We start from the raw sequence: 24,864 nt of genomic DNA, 5'->3' as shown, positions 1-24,864 counted from the left end.
GTTTTTAGGAGAAGTTATGAAATTAGATGCAAAAATTCCATCGGGCCCATTGGAACAAAAATGGGACAAACACAAACAAGATATCAAACTTGTAAACCCAGCTAACAAACGTAAATACAAAGTCATCATCGTGGGAACTGGTCTCGCCGGAGCTTCTGCGGCTGCCACACTTTCAGAACTTGGATACCAAGTTTCTGTTTTTTGTTTTCAAGACAGTCCAAGACGAGCTCACTCCATTGCTGCCCAAGGTGGGATCAATGCGGCTAAGAACTACCAAAATGACGGTGACTCCGTCTACAGATTGTTCTATGACACAGTCAAAGGTGGGGATTTCCGTGCAAGAGAAGCAAACGTATATCGTTTAGCGCAAGAATCCACAAATATCATCGACCAGTGTGTGGCACAAGGGGTCCCTTTTGCTCGTGAGTATGGTGGAACGCTTTCCAACCGTTCATTTGGTGGAGCGCAAGTGTCCCGTACTTTTTACGCAAAAGGACAAACTGGCCAACAGTTGTTACTTGGTGCCTACTCGGCTCTAGAAAAACAAATCTCTCGTGGCGCTGTCAAAATGTTTCCAAGAACTGAAATGTTGGAACTCGTTTTAGTAGACGGTCATGCCAAAGGAATCGTGGTTCGTGATCTAGTAACAGGTGAGATTTCATCACATGCAGGTGATGTTGTGATTTTAGCATCCGGTGGATACGGAAACGTATTTTACCTTTCTACCAACGCTAAAGGTTCGAATGTTACTGCTACTTACCGAGCTTACAAAAAAGGTGCAGGTTTTGCAAACCCATGTTATACGCAAATCCACCCTACTTGTATCCCTCAAGCTGGTGATTACCAATCCAAACTGACTCTTATGTCTGAATCTCTCCGTAACGACGGACGGGTTTGGGTTCCTAAGAAAAAAGATGACCTTCGTGCTCCTCATGAAATTCCAGAAGACGAAAGAGATTATTACCTCGAAAGAAAATACCCATCTTATGGAAACTTAGCTCCTCGGGACATTTCTTCCCGTTCTGCAAAAGAAGCTTGTGACAATGGTCTCGGTGTGGGTCCAAAAGTTGGTGACAAACGACTTGGTGTTTACCTAGATTTTTCTGATTCCATCAAACGATTGGGGGAACCAGTAGTCGCTGACCGCTACGACAACCTCTTTCAAATGTATGAACGCATTACGGGAGAAAACCCATACAAAGTGCCAATGCGTATTTATCCTGCGGTTCACTATACGATGGGTGGACTATGGGTGGATTACAACCTGATGTCCAATATACCTGGTCTTCACGTTCTCGGAGAAGCAAACTTTTCTGACCATGGTGCGAACCGACTTGGAGCATCTGCTCTGATGCAAGGATTGGCGGATGGATACTTTGTGATTCCTTATACTATTGGTGATTATTTTGCCAAAGAAGGTCATAAAAACATCTCCACTGACAGACCTGAGTTTAAAGAAGCAGAAGCCCGTGTTCGTGAGTTGACAAATAAAATGTTAGCGATCAACGGTAAAAAAACTCCAGACGATTTCCATAGAGCACTCGGTAAAATCATGTGGGATCAGTGTGGAATGGCTCGTAACGAAAAAGGCCTAAAAGACGCACTCCAAAGAATCCCTGAACTCCGTGAAGAATTCTGGAAAAACGTAAAAGTCTCTGGTTCTGGTTCGGAACTCAACCAAGAGTTGGAAAAAGCAGGCCGCGTAGCCGACTTCTTAGAGTTTGGCGAGTTAATGTGTTTAGATGCACTCAAACGTGAAGAATCTTGCGGCGGTCACTTCCGTGAGGAACACCAAACAGAAGATGGCGAAGCAAAACGTAATGATGAAAAATTCTGTCACGTAACTGCTTGGGAATATAAGGGTGAAGGAAAAGCTCCAGAAGAACACCGCGAAAAACTCGAGTATGAAAACATCCACTTAGCCGTAAGGAGCTACAAATAATGGATACTATGAAGTTACACCTTAAAGTTTGGCGACAAAAAGATAAAAACGATAAAGGTCGCATGGTGAGTTATGAAGCAAACAATATCAGCGAACATATGTCTTTTCTTGAGATGTTGGATGTTGTTAATGATGGCTTAATCAAAAAAGGTGATGATCCAATTGCCTTTGACCATGACTGCCGCGAGGGAATTTGTGGGTCTTGTTCTATGGTGATCAACGGCGTTCCGCATGGTCCAGAAAAAGGAACTACCACTTGCCAATTGCATATGCGTAAGTTCAAAGATGGAGACACAGTTTATATTGAACCTTGGCGAGCCAAAGCTTTCCCTGTGGCAAAAGATTTAATTGTGGATCGTTCTGCTTTTGATCGGATCATACAAGCTGGTGGATATGTCTCCATCAATACTGGTGGAGCTCCCGATGGAAATGCACTCCCTATTCCAAAAGTAGATGCTGACCTTGCTATGGATGCAGCAACTTGTATTGGATGCGGGGCATGTGTGGCTGCATGTAAAAATGCATCGGCAATGTTGTTTGTTTCTGCAAAAGTTTCTCACTTAGCCCTCCTTCCACAAGGTGTGGTCGAAAAGAAAGAACGGGTTCGTAAAATGGTAAGTGCAATGGATAAAGAAGGATTTGGAAATTGTACAAACCAATACGAATGTGAAGCAGCTTGCCCTAAGGAAATTTCGGTAAACTTCATCACTAGACTTAACAGAGAGTATATTTCCTCCTAAAGCCAGTAGGTATTAGAGAGTGTGGTCTCTGTTATATGGATTGTCACAAAATCATTGGTTTATGTGACAACTAGGCAATAACCCGATTGGAAACAGTCGGGTTTTTTTGTTTAATAGGGGCTTTTTCTTAACTCTCAAATTTTTTTTCCATTCAAATTTTTTAGCATAGAGTTTTATGATGTACTTTGCTTTTACTTCCTTCTCTGGATTCAGCTTTTGAATCCTTATAACAGAATCTAATGGACAACTTAAAAATTAAAAAGGGTTAATCGTAGAAAATACAAGGATAGGAATATAGATCTCGACTTTCTTTAGATTAAAACTGAGAGTCAACTAACAAAGCCGATAATTCCAATTGGGAAATTGGTTTTTCCGATAGAAAATCATCATTCAAACGTTCTATCCAATTTATATCTTTCCCGCGTTTGATCCGACCTTGGAGGATGGTATCCAACCTAGACTTGATTGCGTTTTGGAAAAGAGACCTTGTCTGTAGTGCTAACAAATCCCATTTTCCATTTTTTCGAAATTCCTCTTTTGTAAGCAGTAGCGAATACAAACGAAATCTTTCAAGAGCTATATACTGGTTGGAAAGTTGATCCTCATGGCCACCATAACGAACCATTAAGTTTTCCTCGATTAGGCCTATGGAATACCCCGCCAAAAGAATTCGATTCCATAAATCATAATCTTCACATACAGGTAGTTCGGTGCGAAATTGTCCGATCTCATTGAAAGTTGGATTATAGGCCAAAAAACTGGAAGAGGTCACCATACAGAGTTCCAAGGATTCTTTTAAAAACATACCGAAACGTTTCTGGTATTTACCTTTGGGTTCCATTAAATTTCCTTTTTTGTTCCAGACCTCTCTCGTTTGGGAAAAGAACAATTCTGGATGCGTTTTATGAAATTCCATTTGTTTAGATAGCTTTTCTGGATACCACTCGTCATCCGAATCTAAAAAGGCAATCCAATCACCCTCTGCCCTCTCCACTCCAAAGTTTCTGGCTCCGCTCACTCCCCTATGTTCTGTTTGGTGGACTTGGATGGATTTTTTGTTTCTACCAAAAGAAGATAGTTCCCCTTTCCACCGAGGTAGTTTAGAAAGTAGATCCCTCCAAGTATCATCAGTGGATCCATCATCCACAATATGGAGTTCCCAGTTTGGATAGGTTTGGCTAATTACAGATTGTACCGCTCTGTCCACAATTCTCTTTCGGTTAAACGTGGGAAGGATGATGGATACAAGCGGTCTATCGAAAGGAATCATTTCGGATCCTTTTCCAAAATCAAATCTAGATGTTGGATTTGGCCCCCTTGGTGTAGGTAAAAAATGGGAACAGGTTTTATGGTAATGTTTGGATTTTTATTGGAAGCCAATGATTTTAAAGGAGTTGGCAAGGGATTTGGGGAAGTTATCTGCATCTCGTATATTTCCCGCAGTAAGGGTTTAACCGTCATTCCACTATAAATCGGTTCTAAGAGGATATTTGTATTTCGATAAAAATCGAAAATCCACGGTTTTTGGGACTTCATTTGTTTCCCAAAGGAAAGGTTAGTTTGAATTTTACTAGTAGTGTTTCCTAAATGCCTTTGGACTAGGGATGGATTTGTTTCTTTTGGGATATCCAATATTTGTTCTGTCGGGATGAGGATTGTTTTTAGTCCCAACTGTTTTTGTAAATCTTCAGACTTTGTGAGCCAAGTTTCTTTCTTTTCGCCTACCATCACTCCTTGTACGGAAATGGAAGATTCATAAAAATAATCAAATGCAGAAAGGAAGGTGGCGCCAGATCCAATTTCCATTCGTAGGATGGCATTGATTTTTTGCTTGGTAAGTGGTTTTGGATCCTTCTTATCTGGAGTGGTACCTTGAGACTGAAAGATTTTTTTCTCCAGTTCCTGCCAGAAAGAACGGAGTCCAAGGTTTTGTCCTAAGTGGATTCCAAATTCAGGTAAAGAGAATCCCTGATAACTTCTTTCTTTTGCCAGCCAATCATTAAAGGCTAACATTCGGTTCGCATAACAGACCAAAGTATGAGAATGCCCTCGAACCAATCTTTCGTTATAAGATCTTAAATGTGGATCTCTTGTATAAGCAATGGTATCCACAGTGAATCCATTCTTACGGAGAATGGTTGAAAAACTTGCCAAATAGTTTCCATGAATGGAACCCCATAGGAGCACTTTTGGGATTTGATTCTTTTGTAAATATTGGAGGATCCCTTGCGTCTTTCTCCACTTCGTTCCAAAACCAAGGGGAAGTAAGTCATCCCGTATGAAATAAAGAGTCGGAAGGGAGGGCGTAGAGTGCGGTTCTGTGGTAAACTTCGTTTCTTTATGTATAAAATCGAATGCGTCAAAAGGGATCTCTGAAATGCGGACTGGGAGTGTGGGGAAAAATTGGGAACGACCAGTAATGCTAGAAGGAACAAGATTCATTTTGTATTAACCTTGTTTTTTTGGATTCATGTACTTTGCCAGTGGCGACCCCGCAAACCCGGTCTCAATTTGTGCCAAAAGAAATCTTGGCACAATGTTGAGTTCTAGTCCCCAGTTTTTAAAATGGAAAGGAAGGCTTCCTGTGGGATTTCCACATTTCCAATTTGTTTCATTCGTTTTTTTCCTTCTTTTTGTTTCTCTAGAAGTTTTTTCTTACGGGAAATGTCCCCACCATAACACTTTGCTGTTACGTTCTTACGAAGGGCGGAAATACTTTCCCGGGCTACCACTTTGGAGCCAATGGCTGCTTGGAGCGGGATCATAAATTGGTGGCGAGGGATGAGGTCTTTTAATTTTTCAATGATAACCCTACCCCTTTCCTCGGCTTTGGATTTGTGAACTATGGAAGAGAGTGCATCCACCGGTTCCCCATTCACAAGGATATCCATACGAACGAGTTTTGAATCTCTATAACCCACTTCTTCGTAATCCAAGGAAGCATATCCTTTGGTATAAGATTTGAGTTTGTCATAAAACTCAAAAATAAGCTCAGCTAACGGAAGTTCGTATGTAAGTTGGAGTTTGTCTTTCGAAAGATAAACTGTATCCATATGGATCCCTCGTTTTTCGATCACAAGTGACATGATATTTCCGACGTATGATTCGGGTGCAATAATGGTTGCTTTGACAAAAGGTTCTTCCGACTTTCCAATCAAAATAGGATCTGGCCATTTACTTGGGTTATCCACTTCGATCACATCGTCTTTGGTTGTTGTGATTCGAAATTTTACCGAGGGAGCCGTTGTGATCAGGGCTAAATTAAATTCACGCTCCAACCTTTCCTGAACAATTTCCATATGAAGGAGACCAAGATACCCTACCCGAAATCCAAATCCTAAGGCTGCCGAATTTTCCCTTTCAAAAGTAAGAGCCGAGTCATTTAACTTTAGTTTTTCGATTGCATCCACAAGGGCATCAAAGTCTTCCCCGTTGATGGGGAAAAGTCCTGCAAATACCATAGGTTTTGCATCCTTAAACCCTTTCACATCTTCGGCGGTTTGTCTATTGGCATGTGTTATGGTATCTCCGGTTTTGGCATCTCCCATCTTTTTCATCCCAGCGACCACATAACCTACATCACCTGCTTGGAGTTCTTCGCAAGCTACCATAGAAAGTCTATTGATTCCCACTTCTGTAACCGTAAATTGACGCCCAATGTTCATCATATGGATCATTTCACCTTTGCGAAGTTTTCCATCATACAAACGAACTTTGGCAACCACACCCATATAGGTGTCAAAGAAGGAATCATAAATTAATGCTTTGAGAGGAGCATCTACATCTCCAACAGGAGGAGGTAATAAATAACATATTGCTTCTAAAACGTCCTGAACGTTTAGTCCCGTTTTTGCAGAAATCGGAATAGCTTCCTCTGGATTGAGCCCCAATGATTCTTCGATCATGAGTTTACATTTGTCAATGTCGGCAGAAGGAAGATCAATTTTATTGATAACGGGAATTATGCGAAGATCAAGATCCATCGCTAAATATAAATTGGCCAAAGTTTGAGCTTCCACCCCTTGGCTTGCATCTACGATGAGTAAAACCCCTTCACATGCTGCAAGGGAACGAGACACTTCGTACGTAAAGTCTACGTGGCCCGGGGTATCAATTAAATTCAGGTGGTATATGTTTCCATCTTTGGCATGATAATCAAAGGACGCATTGTTCGCTTTAATCGTGATTCCACGTTCTCTTTCGATGTCCATAGAATCGAGGATTTGGTCTTTTTTTGTCCGTTGGTCGGTGACAAGACCAATCTCAAGCAAACGATCCGCCAGAGTGGACTTTCCGTGGTCGACATGGGCAATAATGGAAAAATTGCGGGTGAATTTTTGGCGTTCGTTCACGGTTCCCTCTTCTTTTTAAGTCATTTTCCTGGAACTAGGCTCTTTGTCGAAAAAGTTTATTGTCAGAGGCTTAAAATTCCTAAGACTGGGAGGAAATTATCCCTTAGGAGAAACAATTCCCGATGTCCCAAAAAGATAGCATTCGTTCCGTCAAAGCCCGAGAAATCATGGATTCCAGAGGAAATCCAACTGTTGAAGTGGATGTCACTCTAGAAGACGGTTCCTTTGGTCGTGCGGCGGTTCCCTCTGGTGCGTCAACTGGTGAACACGAAGCAGTCGAACTTCGTGACGGTGATAAAAAAAGATACTCCGGAAAAGGTGTACTAAAAGCCGTAGAAAATGTAAATTCTAAAATCTCTAAATCCATCTTAGGCCTTTCGGCAACAAACCAATTACTCATTGATGGAACTATGATCTCTCTGGATGGAACTGCCAACAAATCTAAATTAGGTGCTAATGCACTTCTTGGAGTTTCTATGGCTGTGGCAAAGGCAGCGGCTGTTCATACTGGCCTTCCCCTTTACCGTTATATCGGTGGAACTTTTGCTCGTGAACTTCCTGTGCCTATGATGAATATCATCAATGGCGGTGCTCATGCAGACAATAACATCGACTTTCAAGAATTTATGATTCTACCAGTCTCTGCTCCCAACTTTCGAGAAGCCCTTCGTATGGGTGCCGAAGTGTTTCATAGTTTGAAGTCCGTTCTGAAAGGAAAAGGTCTGAATACTGCTGTGGGTGACGAAGGTGGATTTGCACCAAACCTAACAAGTAATAGTGAAGCCATTGAGGTGATTCTCACTGCCATTGAAAAGGCTGGATACAAACCGGACTTGGATATTAAAATTGGTTTGGACTGCGCAGCTTCTGAGTTCTACGATGAGAAAAAAAAGAAGTATATACTCAAAGCAGAGAAAAAACCAGAAAAGACGGCAGAGGAACTCGTAGAATACTACTCAAATTTAGTGTCCAAGTATCCGATCATTACTATGGAAGACGGTCTGGATGAAAACGATTGGACAGGCTGGAAAAAACTTTCTGATAAACTGGGGAAAAAGATCCAACTTGTGGGGGATGATTTGTTCGTAACCAATATCAAAAAACTCGCACAAGGGATCGAAAAAGGGATTGGTAACTCCATTCTCATCAAAGTGAACCAAATTGGAACTCTCACAGAAACCCTCAGTGCCATTGAAATGGCAAAAAAAGCTCAGTACACTGCTGTTGTGTCTCACAGGTCTGGGGAAACAGAAGATGCTACCATCTCCCATATCGCCGTGGCAACCAATTCCGGCCAAATCAAAACAGGATCCCTCAGCAGAACGGATCGAATTGCAAAATACAATGAACTCCTTCGAATCGAAGAAGAACTCGGTAAAAATGCCACTTATAGCGGAGTAAATACTTTTTACAACCTAAGGTAATATGACACCAACCAAAGCTTCCCTACTCGTAACGTATATTTGTGCTGGTCTCTACCTCGGACTTTTGTCCGAGTCGGGGATAGCTGAACGTATGCGCCTAGAGAAAGAGTTACAAAATCTCAATGCGGAAGTAGAGAGGCTTGTGGTCGAAAACCAAGGGTTGGAAGAAAAAGAACGCCGACTAAAAAATGATGTTTATGCCTTGGAACAGGAAGCAAGGAAGTACTACCTACTTTCTGAAACGGCACATGTATTGAAATTTGAAGAATCAATCTCTCAATCACCAGAAAAACCAAAGGTGATTCCTGCTGCGACATTTCGCACCGCGGGACTCAGTGGGGAATGGAAAGAACCACCCCTCTTTTTATTACGTTTCTTTTTTATTTCTTTCAGTGTTTTCCTGATTCTAGGCGTTTACTTCAAGCTGAAACGCTTGCAACCTATGTCTAATCACAAAAGACTGAATTAATATGCCAGAAGAAGAAACACCAGAAAAAGAAATCACCGAAACCATCCAAGATCTCATTAGCGACAAAAACATGGGTAAGAAATTCCTGGAAAAACGGAAAATCTTTCTCTGGGGTCCTGTCACTGACGAATCCTCAAAGGAACTCACAGCCAAACTTATGTATTTGGAAATGGTAGATCCTGGAAAACCAATTACGTTTTATATCAATAGCCCCGGTGGTGTTGTCACCTCTGGACTAGTCGTTTATGACACCATGCAGATGATTTCCTCGCCAGTGCATACAGTATGTATGGGAATGGCCGCATCTATGGGTTCTATCCTTCTCATTGGAGGAAAAAAAGGGAATCGTTACATCTGGCCTAACGGTCGAGTGATGATCCACCAACCTTCGATTGGAGGACAAATCCAAGCTCCTGCTACGGATTTACTCATCCATGCGCAAGACATTGTCAAAACTAAAGAAAAACTCAATCAAATGTTAGCTGAGGCTTGTGGCAAAACCTACGAACAATTGGTGGAAGACACTGATCGCGATTATTATATGGATGCCGACCAAGCACTAGCTTACGGGATTGTAGATAAGATCGTAAACACAATTGACGTCGTCTAACAGAGAATTCAAACCCAGACGATTTTTAGAAGGTAGGCATTTACAAACTGTCTACAACGTACTCTTTCCTCCAGACAATTCTCTTGAGGATGAGTATTATTCCGAGAGTATCCTCATTCCCACAAACGATGGGTCTGGGGATCTTCTTTGGTTAGAACACAATCCCCCTCTCTCCCAAGTTCGAAAAAATGCCTCCAAGTGGAACGGCCATTATTTACTTCTCATTCATGGAATGGAAGGAAGTTCGGAATCTCATTATATGGTCAGCGTAGGCAAAGAAGCGCTAAACCGTGGTTATGGGGTAATTCGAATGAATTTGCGCAACTGTGGTCGTGGACTTGGGATTGCCAAAAAACCTTATAATGCCGGCCAATCGGAAGACTTGGATGTTGTCTTAAAATACATTTATAAACATTTTTCCAGATCCATATTTGTTTCTGGATTTTCATTGTCCGCCAATATGGTGATCAAATTTTTTGGAGAAAAAAGGGAACATTATTCAAAAGCCTTTTCGGCCACATCCCCTCCTTTGGATTTAAAAAGAAGTTGTGACTTTATTGATTCCCGCGCTGGTAATTTTTACCGGGATCATTTTTTGGATACCATGAAAGAAAAGGTAACTTCTGGGGTTTATGAAATTTCGGATAAAGTAAAAGAGAGAGTTTTGCGCAGTAAATCCTTTTTTGATTTTGATGATTATTTTACGGCACCTATTTCTGGTTATGCGAATGTATTGGAATACTATAATATTTGTTCCAGTGTCAAATACTTAGGAGGAATCAAAGTTCCTGGCCTAATTGTGCATGCGGAAGATGATCCAGTAGTTCCATCCGAAGTCTGGCATGAAATTCGATGGAAGTCTTTCCCTCTATTACAAACCGTTCTTACGGAAAAAGGAGGACATGTAGGTTTTATCAGTGATCCCTCACCAGACAATCCAGAAGGAAGATGGCTTCCTCGTATCCTTCTAGATTTTTTTGATTCTCAAATCAAATCGTAATCATCATAATCATTAAAATATAAGGCAGGTACTTATGCGGAACCTATTAAAAGAATGTTTGGCCGAAGAGTCCGGATTTGTGGAACTAAGATACCATCATAAAGAAAGTCGTTCCTTTCATGCAGAAAGAGGCAGAGTGGAATCCACTGCCTTACGCAAAAGAACCGGTGTGGGTGTTCGTGTTTTAGAAGCGGGAACTTGGGGTTTTGCTTCCACAAGCGAAATCTCCAAATCCTCCATCCAAAATGCCATCCAGGTAGCCAAAAAAGCCGCTCGCCTATCTTCTGCTTTGCGAAAAGATAAAATTCCCCATTTGCCAAAGGCCAATTTTGCAGTGGGTGATTTTATCGGAAAAGGAATTGAGGACTTTCGTAACCGCACTGTAGAAGAAAAATTAAAACTCGTCCTCGACATTCAAAATGCGGCAGCCAAACAATCCGCAAAACTCCAATCCGTGGGTTGTGGGTATTCTGAAATTTATGAAGAGAAAGCCATTGTGACTACAGATGGAGCCGACAGTTTTTTTAGTATGGTAAGGCCCGAATTTCGAGTCTCCGCTGTAGCCAAAGAAGATGGAAAGATGGAGTCGGGTTCTCATTCGATCGGAGTGACAGGTGGTTGGGATTGTCTTTTTCGTTCCCAGTCTCCTACAGAAATTTCTGATGAAGCTTGTAAAACTGCTGTGGATTTACTCTCAAGTTCATTACCCGATGGTGGACTTTCCACTGTGATTTTATCCCCCTCGATTGTGGGTCTCCTTGTCCACGAAGCCATTGGTCATACTGTCGAGGCAGACTTTGTTTTATCCGGATCTGTGGCCCAAGGAAAAATTGGACATAGGGTTGGTTCCGACTTAGTTACTTTATGCGACTCAGGATATTCTGAATATTACGAAGGAGCCGGTGGTTCCATTCCTGTGGATGATGAAGGAGTGATTCCTACAAACACTGTCATCATTAAAAATGGAATTTTATCCTCTTACCTCCACAACCGAGAAACTGCAGAACGATTTGGTGTGGCACCTACGGGTTCGGCAAGGGCTTGGGAGTATGGTGATGTTCCACTAATTCGTATGCGAAATACATTTCTTGTGCCAGGCGAATCGAGTTTGGATGAGATGATCGCAAACACCAAAGACGGATTCTATTTGGATGGTGCCAAAAATGGCCAAGCGGATGCGACGGGTGAATTTATGTTTGCCGTTCAAAAAGCCTACCGCATCCAAAATGGAAAAATCACAGAACTTTTGAAAGGTGTGACTGTGTCTGGTCTTGCCTTTGATGTATTACAAAATGTAGATATGGTTTCTAAAGAATTCAAATGGGATTTGGGTTCGGGGCATTGTGGAAAAGGACAACCAGCCAAAGTAGATGCCGGTGGCCCGTATGTTCGCACAAAAGTATTGTTAGGTGGTAAGTAATGGATCGTACTTCGATTGAAAAACGTTTGAACGACCAAAAAGATTTACTTTCTAATTTAGTCAAAAAAGCAAAAACCAATGGAATCGACCAAGTAGAAATTTATTCTAGTTACGGTTATTCGGAAGATGTGAGTTTAGAAAAAAATGACCTAAACAACTGCACGGCAACCGAAGAAAATATGTTTGGGATTCGTGTGATCACTGAGGGAAACCAAGGTTTTATCATTTCCAATCATATCCCTAGTCTTTACGAGTCCATTGAGGAAGCCTATAGTTTGGCAAAAAGCCAATCCACTCCGGATTTTGATTTGGGCCTACCGGAACCAGAATCCATCCAAAACCATTTCAACCAATATGATCCTTCTTTAGATACAATGGGAATTGAAGATTTGGTAAATTCTGCCAAAGAGGCTCTAGGTTGGAGAAATGATCTTTACCCCAAGGTCAATATTGACTCGGGAGATTTTTCGCTTAGCAAAGGTTATAAACTCATTGTTTCTTCCAAAGGTGTGATGGCCCATGAACTTGGAGCGGAACTATCAGCCTCTGTGATGGGAATGGGTGTGGACGGGGACCTCGTCGGAAGTTTTGATTATGATTCTGCAAGCGGGTTTGATAAGGGACAATTTCAAACTCTATGGAAAAAGGCTTTTATGAATTTTGGAGACAAATGTATGGGGGCACTTTATGCCAAACCCATCTCCGGATTTCAAGGGAAAGTTTTACTTCCTCCCGAAGCTGTGTATTCCTTTTTTCTTGGTCTTTTTATTGGGTCTTTAAATGGGACTAGCCTACGGAAAGGCAAATCGAAAATGGCAGGAAAGTTAGGTGAAAAAGTCGCCTCCCCTCTTCTGTCCATTTGGGATGATCCAACAAACAATAGTTTTATGGGCTCCACTGGGTTTGACCGCGAAGGCCTACCTACTTCCAAAAAATCAGTGCTGACAGCGGGGGTTTTAGATACCTATTTTTATAATACCTATGAAGCTAAAAAAGCCGGTCTTAAAAAATCCAATGGATCTGCCACCGGTGGTGCCCAAAGCCTTCCTGGTTGTGGCCCCAAACAATTACAAATTGCCCCAGGCGCTTCCGCTAAAGATGAATTTTTTAAACTCCCTGGAAAAACTCTATTTGTGAACAGAATTTCGGGGACCAAAGATGGAGCTTCGGGTGATTTTTCGGGAGTGATCAAAGGCGGATACCTTTTAGAAAATGGAGAAAAAATCCCGGTCAGAGAGGTACAAATTGTGGGAAATGCCTTTGATACATTGAACCAAATCGAAGCCATCTCCAAAGAAGGAGAACTTTTGGGAGAATCGTCTTTTGTTCCGTATATGTTACTAGATGGATTTACCATTACAGGGGTTACCGAAGAGTAAACCATGCCACAAGAGATTTTAGAAAGACCATCGGGAGCTTCGTTTTTTGTCATTCTTTCCTACCAAGAGGAAGGAATTCTTTTTGAGCTAAAGGCAATGGCGGAAAAACGGTTTTCTAAAATTCTCTATGAATCTGTTTTACTTCCTAAATGGACACCTGATGAAACTGAAAAAGAATTTGCTTATCCGGGAAGGTTTACAAAAGTTCTTTCATTCAAACAAAGAATTCATAGAGAAGAACTGGTAGAAAAAAAGAAAGAGTGTTTGGAATTTCAATCACTTCTACAAAAAAAAGACCAGAGTGTGCTTCTTATCCCCGGTTACGTCACTTCGCATAACATTGTAATAGCGAAATCAAAGGATGATTTTCACCGTACGTATTTGTTCCAAGGTGTTTACGGAGAAACTATTTATTTTTTTTCCAGAAGCCAACTCGTAGTGGCTGAATCGGCACAAAACTACTTCCGAGAAAGAGAAGTGAGTTATTTTTTTAACACCTTAAGAGAATCCTATGAGTTCAATAAATTCAAATCTTGATACAAAACCAGATTCTCAAATTTTTACCAATACCAAAAAACGAATGATTCAAATCGGTCAGACCCAATCTGTTACTAGTATTTTTGGTATTTTACTTACTAAGAAAGTGACGAATCTATCTTTCTTTTTGCATTTTTTCTTCGTAATTTTCTCTTTCCTGATTTTAAGTTGTGACCGTGTAGCCACTAATAAGTTTCAATTTTGCGATAATTTTAATGAACCTTTAGATTGTACAGAACCTAAAACAGAAAATGATGTGGTGTATCTGGATCATAAATTATTTAAAAAAGAAAATCCTAGTTACGAAGATTTTGGAAATTTTTTATATTTTACCGCGAGGGAAACACCTGGGTTTCGGTTGGTGCTTTCCAAACCTTACAATGGGTTAGGCAAAGAGGCCTTTCGTTCGGGATATGTAGCCTATTTAAAGTATGGTAATTCTTCGGAACGGATGGAGGGGAATTTATTTCAAAACAATATTGTGGTTTCGTTTCATTATTTAGGCGCACTATTGAAAGAAGAGTTCCGTCATAAAGGAATCGATAAGTCCCCTTTTCGACTGGAGGATCTCGGATCTATCTCTTTAGAATATACGGTGATGGTTCCAGAAATGGAGCAAATCACCAAACAAAGAGTTGTCGAACTACGCTGGAAATAAATAAATCTATTTTTGAATGTATAAGGCCTTAGGATCGAAGAAAAAATCCATAGGTGTATAATCCAAATAGAGTAAAGACAATACCGATAAAACCACCGCCCCCACAATTGGGATGAGAAGGTTATCATCCACAAGTCCTTTGGCTGTTGTGTTTGCAAAAAATTCCGTCACACAAGCAGAAATTACAGAAATGAAAACTAGGTAGATGGGTGTCCAAAGAATGACTTCTTGGTTGTCCAAGATTGCAAGGAAACTCCCTGGTTGGGATTTGGTAATGAGAAAGAGTGCAAGGATGGAAAATAAAAAAGCGGGAACTAAAAACCCAATGATTCCTTCGAGCGACTTCCCATTATAAAATCGGTGTTTCCCATACTTACTTCCAACAAAGGCCGCAAACGGGTCCCCTATTACCAAAAACAAAATCGCAAGTATGGCAATTTCCGCCGGAAAAAACAAAACAACAAGGAAGTTGGCAAAAAAATAAGGAACGGTACCATTGAATCTTTTTCTTTCCGATTCTTTCATTAAGAACCCAAAGTATTTATAAAAGAAGTTTTCAAAGCCAGAATGGTTCAGCCGAACAAATTCTAAGATTAACAAACTAATCAGTAAGATTCCAAGTGCTGTCACCAAAATTGCCCGAGTGGCAAAAACAAGTCCGAAGGCGTCCTTAAAGGGATCAAAAAACAAAGTCACGGGGATGATGAGTCCGAGCACATGCCAAATTTTACGAAAAAAATTAAATCCTGAATTCACGGTTTACCTACTGGGTCTTGAGGCCATTTTAAATGCTGCCTCTTCATTGTTTGCTATGGGAAATAAATTACGAACACCCGCCATTAAAAATGCTTGTCTAACACTTAACGGAAGATTGATTAAGATGATTTTGTGTTTGTGAAGAAATGCTTCTTCGCTTAGAGTTTTGAAAGCAATGATTCCTTGAGTGGTCACCATATTCAACTCCTCTAAATCTAAAATGACGGATCCATGTTTTAAGGAATTAAGCACTGATTTGATACATTTCTCAGAAGTGAAGTTATTTAAGTTCCCCTGCAATTTGGTCACATACACTGTGTCTATTTTTTCCGTGGAAACTACTAAGTCGTCTAGGCTCATAAAAATTGCTATTTTTCTTATTTCATTCTTGCACTCTATTGCAAGTAAATAAAACTTTTGGAAGGAGTGGTGTTTGAAGGTAACTGTTGCCCATTTATACAAAAAACTAGAAGAACTGGATCGGGACGTCGTGGAACTGAAAAAATTGACGGACCGCCTCGCTTCTGACCGGGAATATTCTCCCATCCTCAAAGAAACGTTTTTATCGGAGATGAATAAGTTAGAGGACCAAAAATCGGAAATCCTCAAATTGAATGTTTCGAGTAGCCAGCCGGTTGCCAAAAAAACAACAGTCACTTCTGAAAGCAAAACTCCCACGCCTATTCCCACTCCGGAACTTAAAAAACCGGAAAAACCCATTCGTAAATACTAAACAATACTGAAAATAGACAAGGAAATCCAATGAATCTAAAAAAATATCTCACTCTGGGTGTTTCACTCGGTTTGATACTCTTACCAATTTTGAATTGCTCGAAGGATTCTGAAATCCTGGCGACATTCGATGGTGGCACTGTAACTCGCAAAGAAATGAACTTTGTGATTGAGGCTTCGAAACGAGGCAATACTGAACCGCAACCTATTAGTGCCGATATCCAAGCAAAAATTTTAGAGAGTATCGCTTTAGAGAAAATCCTACTCAAAGATGCGATTGCTTCCAAAAAAGTTGCGGAAGCAGATGTTCAAAAAATTGAATCACTTGTGAACCAATTTTTGAAACTAAACGTTTATATGCGTGAATACGTTAAAAATGGTTTAAAAGAAAAACCATTAGAATTTGTGAATCTTCAGTTAGCGCTTGTTCGTGGAGAAGATGAAGCTACAAATCTTAAAAAAGCGGAAGATTTGGCAAACAAACTGAATTCTCTGTCGGATAAGGAAATTGCGGAAGAGATTTCTAAAGTGACAGATGATATCACAAGAAGACCAATTGCTGGAAAATTAGAACCTTTTTGTACAAACTGTGCAGAAACACCATTGGAAGATATTTTAGCAGAAGTGAAAAAGGCTAAAAAAGGAACTTTTATTTCTTATGCGAAAGCAGGAGAAGGAAGGATTGCTTATGTAGTTCGTTCCACTGGAACAGAAAAAGTGCATCCAGAAAGACTTAGAAAATACTTCACATCTATTTTTGATGAATTCAAAAAGGAAGCTACTGAATACGGAAAAACTCATGAAGATCCAGAAACCAAGGCATCCGTTGCTTATTTTACAGAAGGTGAATCGGCAGACAAAGCAAGCCAGTTTGCTTCTCATACAATGAAAGAGTATGAACAAGGTTTATATCAAAAAGAACTAAAAAAGATTACTGAAGAAAGTGGAATCACTGTGGCGAACCTTCCCCGTTTTACAGGTCCAAATGATATCGATCCAAAAATCTTTACTCCTGATTATTCTCTATACTCAAACAGAGAGGGAAAAAATTATACATGGAAAGACCTGAGCGCAGAATTTGAAGCCATTCCTAATGTTCTAAAACAAGAATATAAAGATGAAAAATCCAAAACTTGGGACATGCTCAATTTGTTCCAATCGACCATCCTTCAAGGAAAAATTGCAGAGACTTCGGACCGAGTGCAAGATGTGGGATCAGAAATTGGATATTTGATGCAAATGGATAAAATGAAGGTTTCTTTGGCGTTAAAATCGCTACAAGATGAAATCAAAGCCATTCCTGTGACCGTGACAGAAGCACAAATGAAAGATGCCTATGAAGCAGGAAAAATGTATGCTTATGCGGATCCAGACCCTAAAAACCCACAGAACCGTATTCCAAAGCCCTATGGTGCAGTTCGCGAAAGAATTAAATCAGAGATGGAAGGGGCGCAAAGGAATTCATTTATTGAACAAAAAGTTTCTGGATTAAAAACTACTTATAATTTAGTGATCGCGGCTGATCGTCTAAAAGAAGTTACATTATAAGGAAATACTCCTTTCAAGATTTACAATATGGCAAAATTTTTTTATTGAATTTTGCCATATTTGACATATTTTGACTGTTAGGGGGGATAAATGAACAATCACATTTACATGCTTCGCAAGAAGAGAGGTATCAAACAGTACGATATGGCAAGGGCGCTGGGAGTTTCTCCAAGTTACCTGTCCAAAATTGAAACTGGAGCCCAAGATCCGACTGAAAAATTTAAGTCATCTTGTGCCAAGTATCTCAAGACCTCTGTTGATAAACTTTTCAACGAAAGCGCTGTGGAAGACATCTACCCTGAGTTTTCCAATGGATTGAAAAACAAACTTTGGGCAGTTCGACGTGAGTTAGGTATTAAACAATACGATTTCGCAAAGAAATTGAAGGTTTCCACTCCGTTTTTGTCAAAAGTAGAACTTGGGCTTTTAGAACCACCTGAAGATTTTAAGAATCTGGTTTCTAAAGTTCTAAAAATGGAAAAAAACGAGTTATTTCTCGGCTAATTTGAAAATCACCAAAGCAAGGTGTTAAAACCTTGCTTTTTCTCAATCTTCTACAAAAAGATTTTGTCACATAATTCCTAATACATTCAATAGTCCCTGATGAAAGAGAGACAAGTGGAAAACCACGATGGTTGGGCCAGTCGTATCGGTTTGATATTGGCTGTAGCCAGTGGTGCGATTGGCCTCGGTAATTTTTTACGATTCCCTGGACAAGCTGCTCAAAATGGTGGTGGTGCCTTTATGGTTCCCTATATCATCAGTTTTCTAATTCTAGGAATTCCCGTTTGTTTAGCCGAATGGACTATGGGTCGGATGGGCGGCAAACATGGACACAGCACCCCATTTATCTTTCGCGAATACTTAAAAGGATTCCCACTAAAACTTTCAGGAACCATCGGTGTGATGATTCCTGTGATGATTTATGTTTATTATGTATTCATTGAATCTTGGTGTTTGGCATATGCTTATTATTTTTTAACAGGACAAATGTCACTTTCTGGTTCGACCCAAGAGGAAATGACAAACCAATCTTCCGCATTTTTTTTGCACCTAACGGGCGCTGAAGCAAATGGAACCAGTTTTCAATCACCCATTATCGTTTTTTTTCTCTTTTGTGTTTTGTTTAATTTTTTACTAGTTTACCGAGGACTCTCCAAAGGGCTCGAAGCCTTTGCCAAAATTGCCATGCCACTGATGGGAATTTGTGCAACAATCATCCTAATACGTGTTTTGACGATACCTGGAATTGAATCGGGTCTTGCAGTTATGTGGAACCCTGATTGGTCTAAACTAACCCAACCAAAGGTATGGATCAGTGCTGCCGGCCAAATTTTCTTTTCTTTGTCGACGGGGTTTGGGATTGCCCTTGTGTTTTCTAGTTTTTTAAAGAGAAAGGATGATGTTGTTTTATCGAGTTTGTCTTCTGCTTCTTTAAATGAATTCGCAGAAGTTGTGTTTGGTGGCATGATCACCATCCCTGTTGCTTTTTTGTTTTTAGGAATGCAAGCTACATCTTTTGGGACCTTTGGAATGGGTTTTATCGCTCTTCCCTCTGTATTTGGAATGATGCCTGGTGGAAATTTTTTTGGCGGTTTGTGGTTTCTAGTTCTTTTTTTGGCAGCGATTACCTCTTCAGTAACTATGTTACAACCTGGAATTCTTTTTTTAGAAGAAGGTTTTCGTATAGGTAGGAGAAAATCTTCCTTATTGTTGTTTCTATTTACCTTTGCATTGTGCCTTCCTATTATTTATTTTAATAAAGATTTTGCAGCTCTTGATATCGCGGATTTTTACATAGGAACCATTATGATTTATATTTTGGCTTCCATACAAATCTTTATATTTGTTTTTAAAATTGGAGTTGAAAGAGGGGTAAAGGATGCCAATGAGGGAAGTCTCATCCCCTTCCCTAAATCGATAAAATTTGTTTTAAAATACATAACGCCTTGGTTTCTGTTATTTATCTTCGTATCTTTTTGTTATATGAACTTACCTGAATATTTAGATAAAATGAATCCTGAAGTGATGGGTTTACTTGCTGAAAATAAAGGTGAAAATGTGGAAGATGCCAAAACAAAAGCGATTGTGGCTCGTTCTGTTGTTATAGGTCTTATATTGATTTATGGTTTTATTTATTTTTTGGTAGCCAAAGCCCTTGGTGAAAAAAAGGAAAAGGTTGTCCTATGATTTCACCTGGGGAACTCAATTGGCAAGGGATGCTCATAATGACTGTCTCATTAGTTTCTGTGATTAGTTTGACAGTTGTTTGTATTGTTCTTCTTTTTCGCAATAGGCATTAACGATTGGACGTTCAAACGGTTTTCACAAAACAACTTCCAAAACTTTGGAAGGATTATGAAGTTAGGAAAGAACAAATGGATATGTCTACGTCCATTGAATCTGCCTTTAATACAGGTTCCCATTGGGCCATTGAAGCGGGTACAGGTGTTGGAAAGTCCCTTGCTTATTTAATTCCCAGCGCCTTATTTTCTTTAGAAAATGAATGTACAGTGGTTGTTTCCACAGAAACTAAATCCTTACAAGACCAATTATTGTACAAAGACATCCCTCTGGTATCTGAAGCACTTGGGGTTCCCGTCAATGCAATGGTGGCTCTTGGTGCGAATAATTATCTTTGCAAACGTAAGTATGGCCGTGTGATGGAACGTGGTGATTTCGGCCCTGAAATGGAATCATCGATCCAATACTTTGTGAATTGGGAAAAACAAACTACAGCAGGGATTCGTGCAGAATATGATGGATTTTTATCCAATTCCTTTTGGGGTTCTGTCGCAAGAGAATCTGACAACTGTTTGGGGAGAAACTGTCCGAACTTTAGTTCATCCTATTATTTTTTAGAAAAGGAAAAATGGAAAAAGGCTAATATTTTAATCGTAAACCATCATCTATTAGCAAGCCATTTAGCTGGTGATTTTAAAATCCTCCCACCCTTTTCGCAACTTGTCATTGATGAAGCCCATGCTTTTCCAGAGATTGTGGGACGTGCTTTTGGTTCAGAGATTCGTTATGATCTTTTAATGAACCTCCTCCATTATCTTTATTTTCCTGAAAAAAGAACCGGCCTTGTTTTAAAACTCAAAAACAGCGAAAAAATAATGAAATCGGTAGAAGCTTCTATTGGTTATGCGAATGATTTTTTTCGAATGTTACTTTCTGCCATTCCTTTACAATTCAACCAGTTTTCGACTCGTCATACAGAACGAATCAAATTGGATAATGGAGCCTTAGAAGATACTTTGGGAGATTTAGCTTCGCAGTTAGAAAGTTTACTTTCTAAATATAAAAAAGACAGCGAAGATATGGAAGAAAAGGAAATGGCACTTGGACTTGAGATGGTTTCTGGGAACCTAAAAAAAGCCTCCTCGTTTCTAAATGACTTTCGTTTAAAAACCAATCCTAATTTAGTTTTTTGGATTGAACCTCCGCCGCATTCGGCAAAAGATCCATTTTATTATTTATTTTCCCAACCGAAAAATACGGATGAAATTTTAGCCAATACATTATTTCCCAATATGGATTCTGTTGTGATGACCTCGGCAACTCTATCTCCGACTGCCGGGAATTTTCAGTATTTTTTAAAAGAAGTTGGTATTACTGAAGTAAAAACAAAAACTTTGGCTTCCCCATTTGCATATAACACTCATTCGCTTCTTTTTGTCCCCAAACAAGTGGCAGATCCTGTCCAAGATCCTCGTAAAAATAAATCGGATTTATCCTATTGGATCGCAAGGCTTTTAAAACTTTCGGAAGGCGATGCATTTGTACTATTTACATCCAATAAACTTTTAACAGAACTTTACGAAGAATTAAGAAACCAAGTGCCCTATCCAATTTTTTCTCAAACGGAAATGGGCCCAATAGCCGCCAAACGGGAGTTTCTTGCTAATGATAAAAGTGTTCTTTTTGGTGTCTCAAGTTTTTGGCAAGGTGTAGACATAAAGGGTGATAAACTTAGAAACGTGATTGTAACAAAACTTCCCTTCCAGGTTCCGACAGAGCCCGTGTTACAAGCTAAAATGGAAGATATGGAAAAAAAAGGAAAAAGTCCTTTTTGGGAAATGCAAGTGCCTAAAACCTGTTTACTTTTACGTCAAGGTTTTGGTCGCCTGATTCGTTCGCAGTCAGATACGGGAATGGTGAGCATTCTTGATCCAAGGGTGCATACAAAATCGTATGGGAAAAACGTGTTGCAAAGTTTACCAAAAGGCGTTCCTCTCATTACGGAATTTAATGAATTGGAAAGAAAATTCCAACTTTTGCCGAAGTCTTAATTATGAAACGAATCTATATTCTATTGATTTTATTCTTTAGTGTATCCCTGGGTTCAAAACCCATTCAAGAAAAAGATATCTATTCTTCCGTTGTCAATTGGACCGATCTTTTTATCGCTTCGTCTGTGAAAGAGACCATACCAAAGATCGTTTTTGATGAAGAAGATCCTGAATTCTCAGGAAAAAATACTGCTACAAGCCAAGGCAAAGCACATTCCCTTGCTAGGAAAAAAGCAAAAGAAAAACTTAAAGTCCGTTTGAGTCAAAGGTTGGAATCAATATTTTTTAATGCAGACTATACAGTTTATGAATATACACAAGTAAATCCACAAGTTAGGTTACGTTTGAATTCTTATATTGGTTCTGAAAAAGAAGAATACGATTTTCAATTTGTAAAAAATGTATTAGAAGCCAAAGCAAGTTTGCCTTTGAAAGGTAAGGATGGAATTCTATCTCATATCCCTGTTGAATATGGATCAGAGTCTGTACCTGAGTTTAGTGAAGAAGTAGTATCTGTCGAGTTTTCGGGACTAATTGTAGATGCTCGTCATCTGAATCTAAAAAAAGCACTTTATCCAAAAATCCAAACCGATCGCGGACTTGATATTTATACGCCGTTATATGTGAAAGAAGCCTACGCCATTGAAACAGGATATATTGTTTATAAGGAAGACCAAATAGGGAAAGGAGTTGAAGCGAAAGTAGGAAAAAATCCATACTTCGTATTGGCTCTTGGAATTGCTGGAAAAAATCAGACTGATTTGGTGATTCCAACAGATGAGGCGGCCAAATTTCTTAGCCACCCCGAATCGAGAAAAAACCTTACACGTTGCAGAGTTTTGATTTTAGTTTCTCAGTAAGAGATAAAAACATCTTTTCTGCTTTTACATAATCTCCATGAAACAGATAAGCAAAACCCATATCTTCTAAATCTTTGTGGTTTAGTGAACTTGTTTTTGCTTCTAGTTCAGCAATCTTTTTGTAAACAGAATCATACATCTTTCTTTTTTCATCAAAACTTGGTAGATTTAATTTGTTTGGAATGTTTTCAAAAATTAAATTTGCTTCTTTATGACGATCTAAAAAGAGAAGAGCCATACCTACAAGTTTATGAATGTCGGAATCGTTTAACAATTTCATATTGTCACGAAAAACTTTGATCACTTCATCATATCTTTTTAGATAATAAGTGCAAATGAGTTCTTCCTTAACAAAAGAGTTATCATTCCACTGTTTTTTAAAACGGGTGATAATCGTTTTTGCTTCTTCGTATGCTTCGGCCCTAAAGTAGATTTTTATTGCGGTTTGGATGATCGGAAAACAGAGAGGATTGGTTTGCGTTTTAAAATATAGATTTAAGCTATTACTTGCCTCTACTGTTTTTCCCAACTCAAAGTTCTGGATCGCATCCACTAGAGGGGCTAGGCTTGAGATCCCTTTGGGAGCTGCAATGGTCACTCTTCCTGTTAATTCATATAGTGCTAAATAACCAAGATGTTGGATATAAAAGTTCTCAGGATGACGTTTTGCAAGAACTACGACATCTTCGTTTGATCCTACCTCATAAAGATCCCAAGCTTCATTTTCGATGGATGTGTTTAAAACTTGGGTTGCTTGTTGTGCCATAAGGTTCCTCTCTTTCTATAAAAAGATCGGTTTATGTGCAAATTTTCCTTTAAGAAAAATTAGGGAGTTAGCCTGTAAATCATCCTTGGAAAAGGGATACATTCTCGAATATGGGATAAACCACAAACCCATGCAATCACTCGTTCTAGGCCCATACCAAAACCAGAATGAGGTACGGAGCCATATTTTCGAAGGTCCAAATACCATGAATAATCCTCTGGAGGTAACCCTTCTTCTTTCAACCTTTCTACGATTTTTTCGTAAGACTCTTCCCTTTCTGACCCACCGATGATCTCTCCAATGCCATCGGGAGCTATGAGATCAGCTGAAAGGACCGTTTTGGGGTCATTTGGATTTTGTTTCATATAAAAGGCTTTGATGGCCCTGGGAAAATTTTGGATGAAGAGTGCTGTGCCAAAATGCGCGGTGAGAATTTGTTCTCTGTCCGAGTTGATGTCTTCCCCCCAAGTGATCTCTTCTCCAGCGGTTTGTAAAATTTGGATGGCCTCCCCGTAATCTACTCGTGGGAAAGTTCGGTTCAGTTGTTCTAAAAGTGGCGCTGGATCCCTTTCTAAAACCTTTAGATCCTCTAAGGTTCGTTCGATAGTGGTCCGCAGAACTGTTTTTACGAATCGTTCTTGTAAGTGCATATTTGCCTCTTGGTTTAGGAAGGCGGTTTCTGCTTCGAGCATCCAAAACTCCGTTAAGTGCCTTCTTGTTTTGCTTTTTTCGGCACGAAAGGTAGGTCCAAAACAATAAACTTTGGAGTGAGCAAAGGCAGCTGTTTCCAAATACAGTTGCCCTGTTTGGGCCAAATACGCTTGCCCTAAATCAAAATACGCCGTGGAAAAAAGAGTTCCGGCTGATTCGCCGATGGAACCCGTGAGAATGGGTGTGTCGATAAGGGTATAGCTGTCATTACGAAAGAATTCGCGGATGGCAAAGGACAATTCGGAGCGCACTCTTTGGATGGCAAGTTGGCGTTTGGAACGTAACCATAAATGCCTATGATTGTGTAAAAAATCAGGTCCATGTTCTTTGGGAGTGATTGGGTATTGGTCTGACTCACCGACAATCGTAAGCGAGTGTAAAAACAATTCCTTTCCGCCTGGTGCCTTGGCATTCTCTTGCAAAATACCCTCTACCACAAGGGATGTTTCTTGCGGAAGGCCTTTTACTTGTTTGAAGGTATCTTCACCTAAAAATTCCTTTTCTGCCACCACTTGGAAGATTTTTCCTTGGGTGCGGAGTTGGAGGAATTGGACATGGTTATTGCCTCGGAGTCCTTGGACCCAACCTTGGAAACTGTGAGTGGAAGTCGGATGTGAATCGGATTTTGATGGATCTAAACTTGGAATCATGGATGGTTTTTTCTG

General features: G+C 39.9%; 23 protein-coding genes. 16 read left to right on the top strand and 7 right to left on the bottom strand.

Annotated features, from left to right (window positions below):
* Positions 1 to 16: 16 nt before the first annotated feature.
* Together EHQ31_RS03315 and EHQ31_RS03310 are read left to right on the top strand one after the other, a co-directional pair.
* On the top strand, positions 17 to 1,942 hold the full coding sequence (locus tag EHQ31_RS03315) for a fumarate reductase/succinate dehydrogenase flavoprotein subunit (protein ID WP_135569564.1): 1,926 nt from the start codon (positions 17 to 19) through the stop codon (positions 1,940 to 1,942).
* A gap of 8 nt (positions 1,943 to 1,950) precedes the next feature.
* Positions 1,951 to 2,682: a succinate dehydrogenase/fumarate reductase iron-sulfur subunit gene (locus EHQ31_RS03310; RefSeq protein WP_135569562.1), complete on the top strand. Its 732-nt coding sequence runs from the start codon at positions 1,951 to 1,953 to the stop codon at positions 2,680 to 2,682.
* A gap of 316 nt (positions 2,683 to 2,998) precedes the next feature.
* Here the strand turns inward: EHQ31_RS03310 and EHQ31_RS03305 are convergent, their stop codons facing one another.
* From EHQ31_RS03305 to lepA, 3 genes are all read right to left on the bottom strand, one after another.
* Positions 2,999 to 3,952 (bottom strand): glycosyltransferase family 2 protein, encoded by a 954-nt coding sequence (locus EHQ31_RS03305; RefSeq protein ID WP_135569560.1) that lies wholly within the window; start codon positions 3,950 to 3,952, stop codon positions 2,999 to 3,001.
* Positions 3,949 to 5,124, bottom strand: a complete 1,176-nt coding sequence (locus EHQ31_RS03300; RefSeq protein ID WP_135569559.1) for a hypothetical protein — start codon at positions 5,122 to 5,124, stop codon at positions 3,949 to 3,951. Before EHQ31_RS03300 ends, EHQ31_RS03305 begins: the two co-directional genes overlap by 4 nt.
* A gap of 104 nt (positions 5,125 to 5,228) precedes the next feature.
* Positions 5,229 to 7,034: a translation elongation factor 4 gene (gene lepA / locus EHQ31_RS03295; protein WP_135569557.1), complete on the bottom strand. Its 1,806-nt coding sequence runs from the start codon at positions 7,032 to 7,034 to the stop codon at positions 5,229 to 5,231.
* Between the two features lie 122 nt (positions 7,035 to 7,156).
* On the opposite strand from lepA, the gene eno reads away from it, so the two are divergent.
* Genes eno through EHQ31_RS03255 form a run of 8 tightly spaced genes read left to right on the top strand, consistent with a single transcriptional unit; the run spans position 7,157 to position 14,531 of the window.
* The gene (eno, locus tag EHQ31_RS03290) at positions 7,157 to 8,458 is read left to right on the top strand and encodes a phosphopyruvate hydratase (protein ID WP_135569555.1); all 1,302 of its coding nucleotides are present in this window, start codon (positions 7,157 to 7,159) and stop codon (positions 8,456 to 8,458) included.
* A gap of 1 nt (position 8,459) precedes the next feature.
* A complete protein-coding gene (locus EHQ31_RS03285) occupies positions 8,460 to 8,927 on the top strand; it encodes an FtsB family cell division protein (protein WP_135569552.1) in 468 nt (155 codons plus the stop codon).
* A gap of 1 nt (position 8,928) precedes the next feature.
* Positions 8,929 to 9,537: a ClpP family protease gene (locus tag EHQ31_RS03280; protein ID WP_100742907.1), complete on the top strand. Its 609-nt coding sequence runs from the start codon at positions 8,929 to 8,931 to the stop codon at positions 9,535 to 9,537.
* Complete coding sequence (locus EHQ31_RS03275) at positions 9,524 to 10,537, top strand: YheT family hydrolase (protein WP_135569551.1); 1,014 nt, start codon at positions 9,524 to 9,526, stop codon at positions 10,535 to 10,537. The genes EHQ31_RS03280 and EHQ31_RS03275 overlap by 14 nt, the downstream gene beginning before the upstream one ends.
* 34 nt (positions 10,538 to 10,571) lie before the next feature.
* Entirely contained in the window at positions 10,572 to 11,957 is a 1,386-nt protein-coding gene (locus EHQ31_RS03270; RefSeq protein ID WP_135569549.1) for a TldD/PmbA family protein, read from the top strand.
* Positions 11,957 to 13,336, top strand: a complete 1,380-nt coding sequence (locus EHQ31_RS03265) for a TldD/PmbA family protein (protein ID WP_135569547.1) — start codon at positions 11,957 to 11,959, stop codon at positions 13,334 to 13,336. Before EHQ31_RS03270 ends, EHQ31_RS03265 begins: the two co-directional genes overlap by 1 nt.
* Positions 13,337 to 13,339: 3 nt before the next feature.
* Positions 13,340 to 13,873, top strand: coding sequence for a DUF4416 family protein (locus tag EHQ31_RS03260; RefSeq protein WP_135569545.1), 534 nt, complete (start codon positions 13,340 to 13,342; stop codon positions 13,871 to 13,873).
* Entirely contained in the window at positions 13,848 to 14,531 is a 684-nt protein-coding gene (locus EHQ31_RS03255) for a hypothetical protein (RefSeq protein ID WP_244247245.1), read from the top strand. The genes EHQ31_RS03260 and EHQ31_RS03255 overlap by 26 nt, the downstream gene beginning before the upstream one ends.
* A gap of 6 nt (positions 14,532 to 14,537) precedes the next feature.
* Here the strand turns inward: EHQ31_RS03255 and EHQ31_RS03250 are convergent, their stop codons facing one another.
* The gene (locus tag EHQ31_RS03250) at positions 14,538 to 15,287 is read right to left on the bottom strand and encodes a diacylglycerol/polyprenol kinase family protein (protein ID WP_135569543.1); all 750 of its coding nucleotides are present in this window, start codon (positions 15,285 to 15,287) and stop codon (positions 14,538 to 14,540) included.
* 3 nt (positions 15,288 to 15,290) lie between these two features.
* Complete coding sequence (locus tag EHQ31_RS03245) at positions 15,291 to 15,647, bottom strand: STAS domain-containing protein (RefSeq protein WP_100742913.1); 357 nt, start codon at positions 15,645 to 15,647, stop codon at positions 15,291 to 15,293.
* 73 nt (positions 15,648 to 15,720) lie between these two features.
* Here EHQ31_RS03245 and EHQ31_RS03240 point away from each other — a divergent pair, with 73 nt between their 5' ends.
* The 6 genes from EHQ31_RS03240 (at position 15,721) to EHQ31_RS03215 (ending at position 22,722) form a co-directional block, all read left to right on the top strand.
* Complete coding sequence (locus tag EHQ31_RS03240; protein WP_135569541.1) at positions 15,721 to 16,020, top strand: hypothetical protein; 300 nt, start codon at positions 15,721 to 15,723, stop codon at positions 16,018 to 16,020.
* A gap of 29 nt (positions 16,021 to 16,049) precedes the next feature.
* On the top strand, positions 16,050 to 17,567 hold the full coding sequence (locus tag EHQ31_RS03235) for an LIC12015 family putative lipoprotein (protein ID WP_135569539.1): 1,518 nt from the start codon (positions 16,050 to 16,052) through the stop codon (positions 17,565 to 17,567).
* Between the two features lie 108 nt (positions 17,568 to 17,675).
* Positions 17,676 to 18,071: a helix-turn-helix domain-containing protein gene (locus EHQ31_RS03230; RefSeq protein WP_015678327.1), complete on the top strand. Its 396-nt coding sequence runs from the start codon at positions 17,676 to 17,678 to the stop codon at positions 18,069 to 18,071.
* Positions 18,072 to 18,170: 99 nt separating this feature from the next.
* Complete coding sequence (locus EHQ31_RS03225) at positions 18,171 to 19,757, top strand: sodium-dependent transporter (protein WP_135569537.1); 1,587 nt, start codon at positions 18,171 to 18,173, stop codon at positions 19,755 to 19,757.
* Between the two features lie 116 nt (positions 19,758 to 19,873).
* On the top strand, positions 19,874 to 21,862 hold the full coding sequence (locus EHQ31_RS03220) for an ATP-dependent DNA helicase (RefSeq protein WP_135569535.1): 1,989 nt from the start codon (positions 19,874 to 19,876) through the stop codon (positions 21,860 to 21,862).
* 2 nt (positions 21,863 to 21,864) lie between these two features.
* Positions 21,865 to 22,722, top strand: a complete 858-nt coding sequence (locus tag EHQ31_RS03215; protein ID WP_135569534.1) for a hypothetical protein — start codon at positions 21,865 to 21,867, stop codon at positions 22,720 to 22,722.
* Here the strand turns inward: EHQ31_RS03215 and EHQ31_RS03210 are convergent.
* Positions 22,685 to 23,488 carry a hypothetical protein gene (locus EHQ31_RS03210; protein ID WP_135569532.1) on the bottom strand — a complete coding sequence of 268 codons (804 nt, stop codon included), beginning with the start codon at positions 23,486 to 23,488 and terminating at the stop codon, positions 22,685 to 22,687. The two genes, EHQ31_RS03215 and EHQ31_RS03210, sit on opposite strands and share 38 nt — an antisense overlap.
* 59 nt (positions 23,489 to 23,547) lie before the next feature.
* Complete coding sequence (gene asnS, locus EHQ31_RS03205; RefSeq protein WP_135569530.1) at positions 23,548 to 24,849, bottom strand: asparagine--tRNA ligase; 1,302 nt, start codon at positions 24,847 to 24,849, stop codon at positions 23,548 to 23,550.
* Between the last annotated feature and the right edge of the window lie 15 nt (positions 24,850 to 24,864).

Origin of the sequence: Leptospira montravelensis, from assembly GCF_004770045.1 — a bacterium.
In the GTDB taxonomy this organism is placed as follows: Bacteria; Spirochaetota; Leptospiria; order Leptospirales; family Leptospiraceae; genus Leptospira_A; species Leptospira_A montravelensis.
Note: the sequence above shows the minus strand (reverse complement) of the source record. Positions and strands in the feature narration are given on the sequence as shown.

What these genes read in the sequence shown, in the direction of transcription:
- EHQ31_RS03315 (WP_135569564.1), top strand. Translation starts at nt 17, where the DNA reads ATGAAATTAGATGCAAAAATTCCATCGGGCCCATTGGAACAAAAATGG.
- EHQ31_RS03310 (WP_135569562.1), top strand. Translation starts at nt 1,951, where the DNA reads ATGAAGTTACACCTTAAAGTTTGGCGACAAAAAGATAAAAACGATAAA.
- EHQ31_RS03305 (WP_135569560.1), bottom strand. Translation starts at nt 3,952, where the DNA reads ATGATTCCTTTCGATAGACCGCTTGTATCCATCATCCTTCCCACGTTT.
- EHQ31_RS03300 (WP_135569559.1), bottom strand. Translation starts at nt 5,124, where the DNA reads ATGAATCTTGTTCCTTCTAGCATTACTGGTCGTTCCCAATTTTTCCCC.
- eno (WP_135569555.1), top strand. Translation starts at nt 7,157, where the DNA reads ATGTCCCAAAAAGATAGCATTCGTTCCGTCAAAGCCCGAGAAATCATG.
- EHQ31_RS03285 (WP_135569552.1), top strand. Translation starts at nt 8,460, where the DNA reads ATGACACCAACCAAAGCTTCCCTACTCGTAACGTATATTTGTGCTGGT.
- EHQ31_RS03280 (WP_100742907.1), top strand. Translation starts at nt 8,929, where the DNA reads ATGCCAGAAGAAGAAACACCAGAAAAAGAAATCACCGAAACCATCCAA.
- EHQ31_RS03270 (WP_135569549.1), top strand. Translation starts at nt 10,572, where the DNA reads ATGCGGAACCTATTAAAAGAATGTTTGGCCGAAGAGTCCGGATTTGTG.
- EHQ31_RS03265 (WP_135569547.1), top strand. Translation starts at nt 11,957, where the DNA reads ATGGATCGTACTTCGATTGAAAAACGTTTGAACGACCAAAAAGATTTA.
- EHQ31_RS03260 (WP_135569545.1), top strand. Translation starts at nt 13,340, where the DNA reads ATGCCACAAGAGATTTTAGAAAGACCATCGGGAGCTTCGTTTTTTGTC.
- EHQ31_RS03255 (WP_244247245.1), top strand. Translation starts at nt 13,848, where the DNA reads ATGAGTTCAATAAATTCAAATCTTGATACAAAACCAGATTCTCAAATT.
- EHQ31_RS03245 (WP_100742913.1), bottom strand. Translation starts at nt 15,647, where the DNA reads ATGAGCCTAGACGACTTAGTAGTTTCCACGGAAAAAATAGACACAGTG.
- EHQ31_RS03235 (WP_135569539.1), top strand. Translation starts at nt 16,050, where the DNA reads ATGAATCTAAAAAAATATCTCACTCTGGGTGTTTCACTCGGTTTGATA.
- EHQ31_RS03230 (WP_015678327.1), top strand. Translation starts at nt 17,676, where the DNA reads ATGCTTCGCAAGAAGAGAGGTATCAAACAGTACGATATGGCAAGGGCG.
- EHQ31_RS03225 (WP_135569537.1), top strand. Translation starts at nt 18,171, where the DNA reads ATGAAAGAGAGACAAGTGGAAAACCACGATGGTTGGGCCAGTCGTATC.
- EHQ31_RS03215 (WP_135569534.1), top strand. Translation starts at nt 21,865, where the DNA reads ATGAAACGAATCTATATTCTATTGATTTTATTCTTTAGTGTATCCCTG.
- EHQ31_RS03210 (WP_135569532.1), bottom strand. Translation starts at nt 23,488, where the DNA reads ATGGCACAACAAGCAACCCAAGTTTTAAACACATCCATCGAAAATGAA.
- asnS (WP_135569530.1), bottom strand. Translation starts at nt 24,849, where the DNA reads ATGATTCCAAGTTTAGATCCATCAAAATCCGATTCACATCCGACTTCC.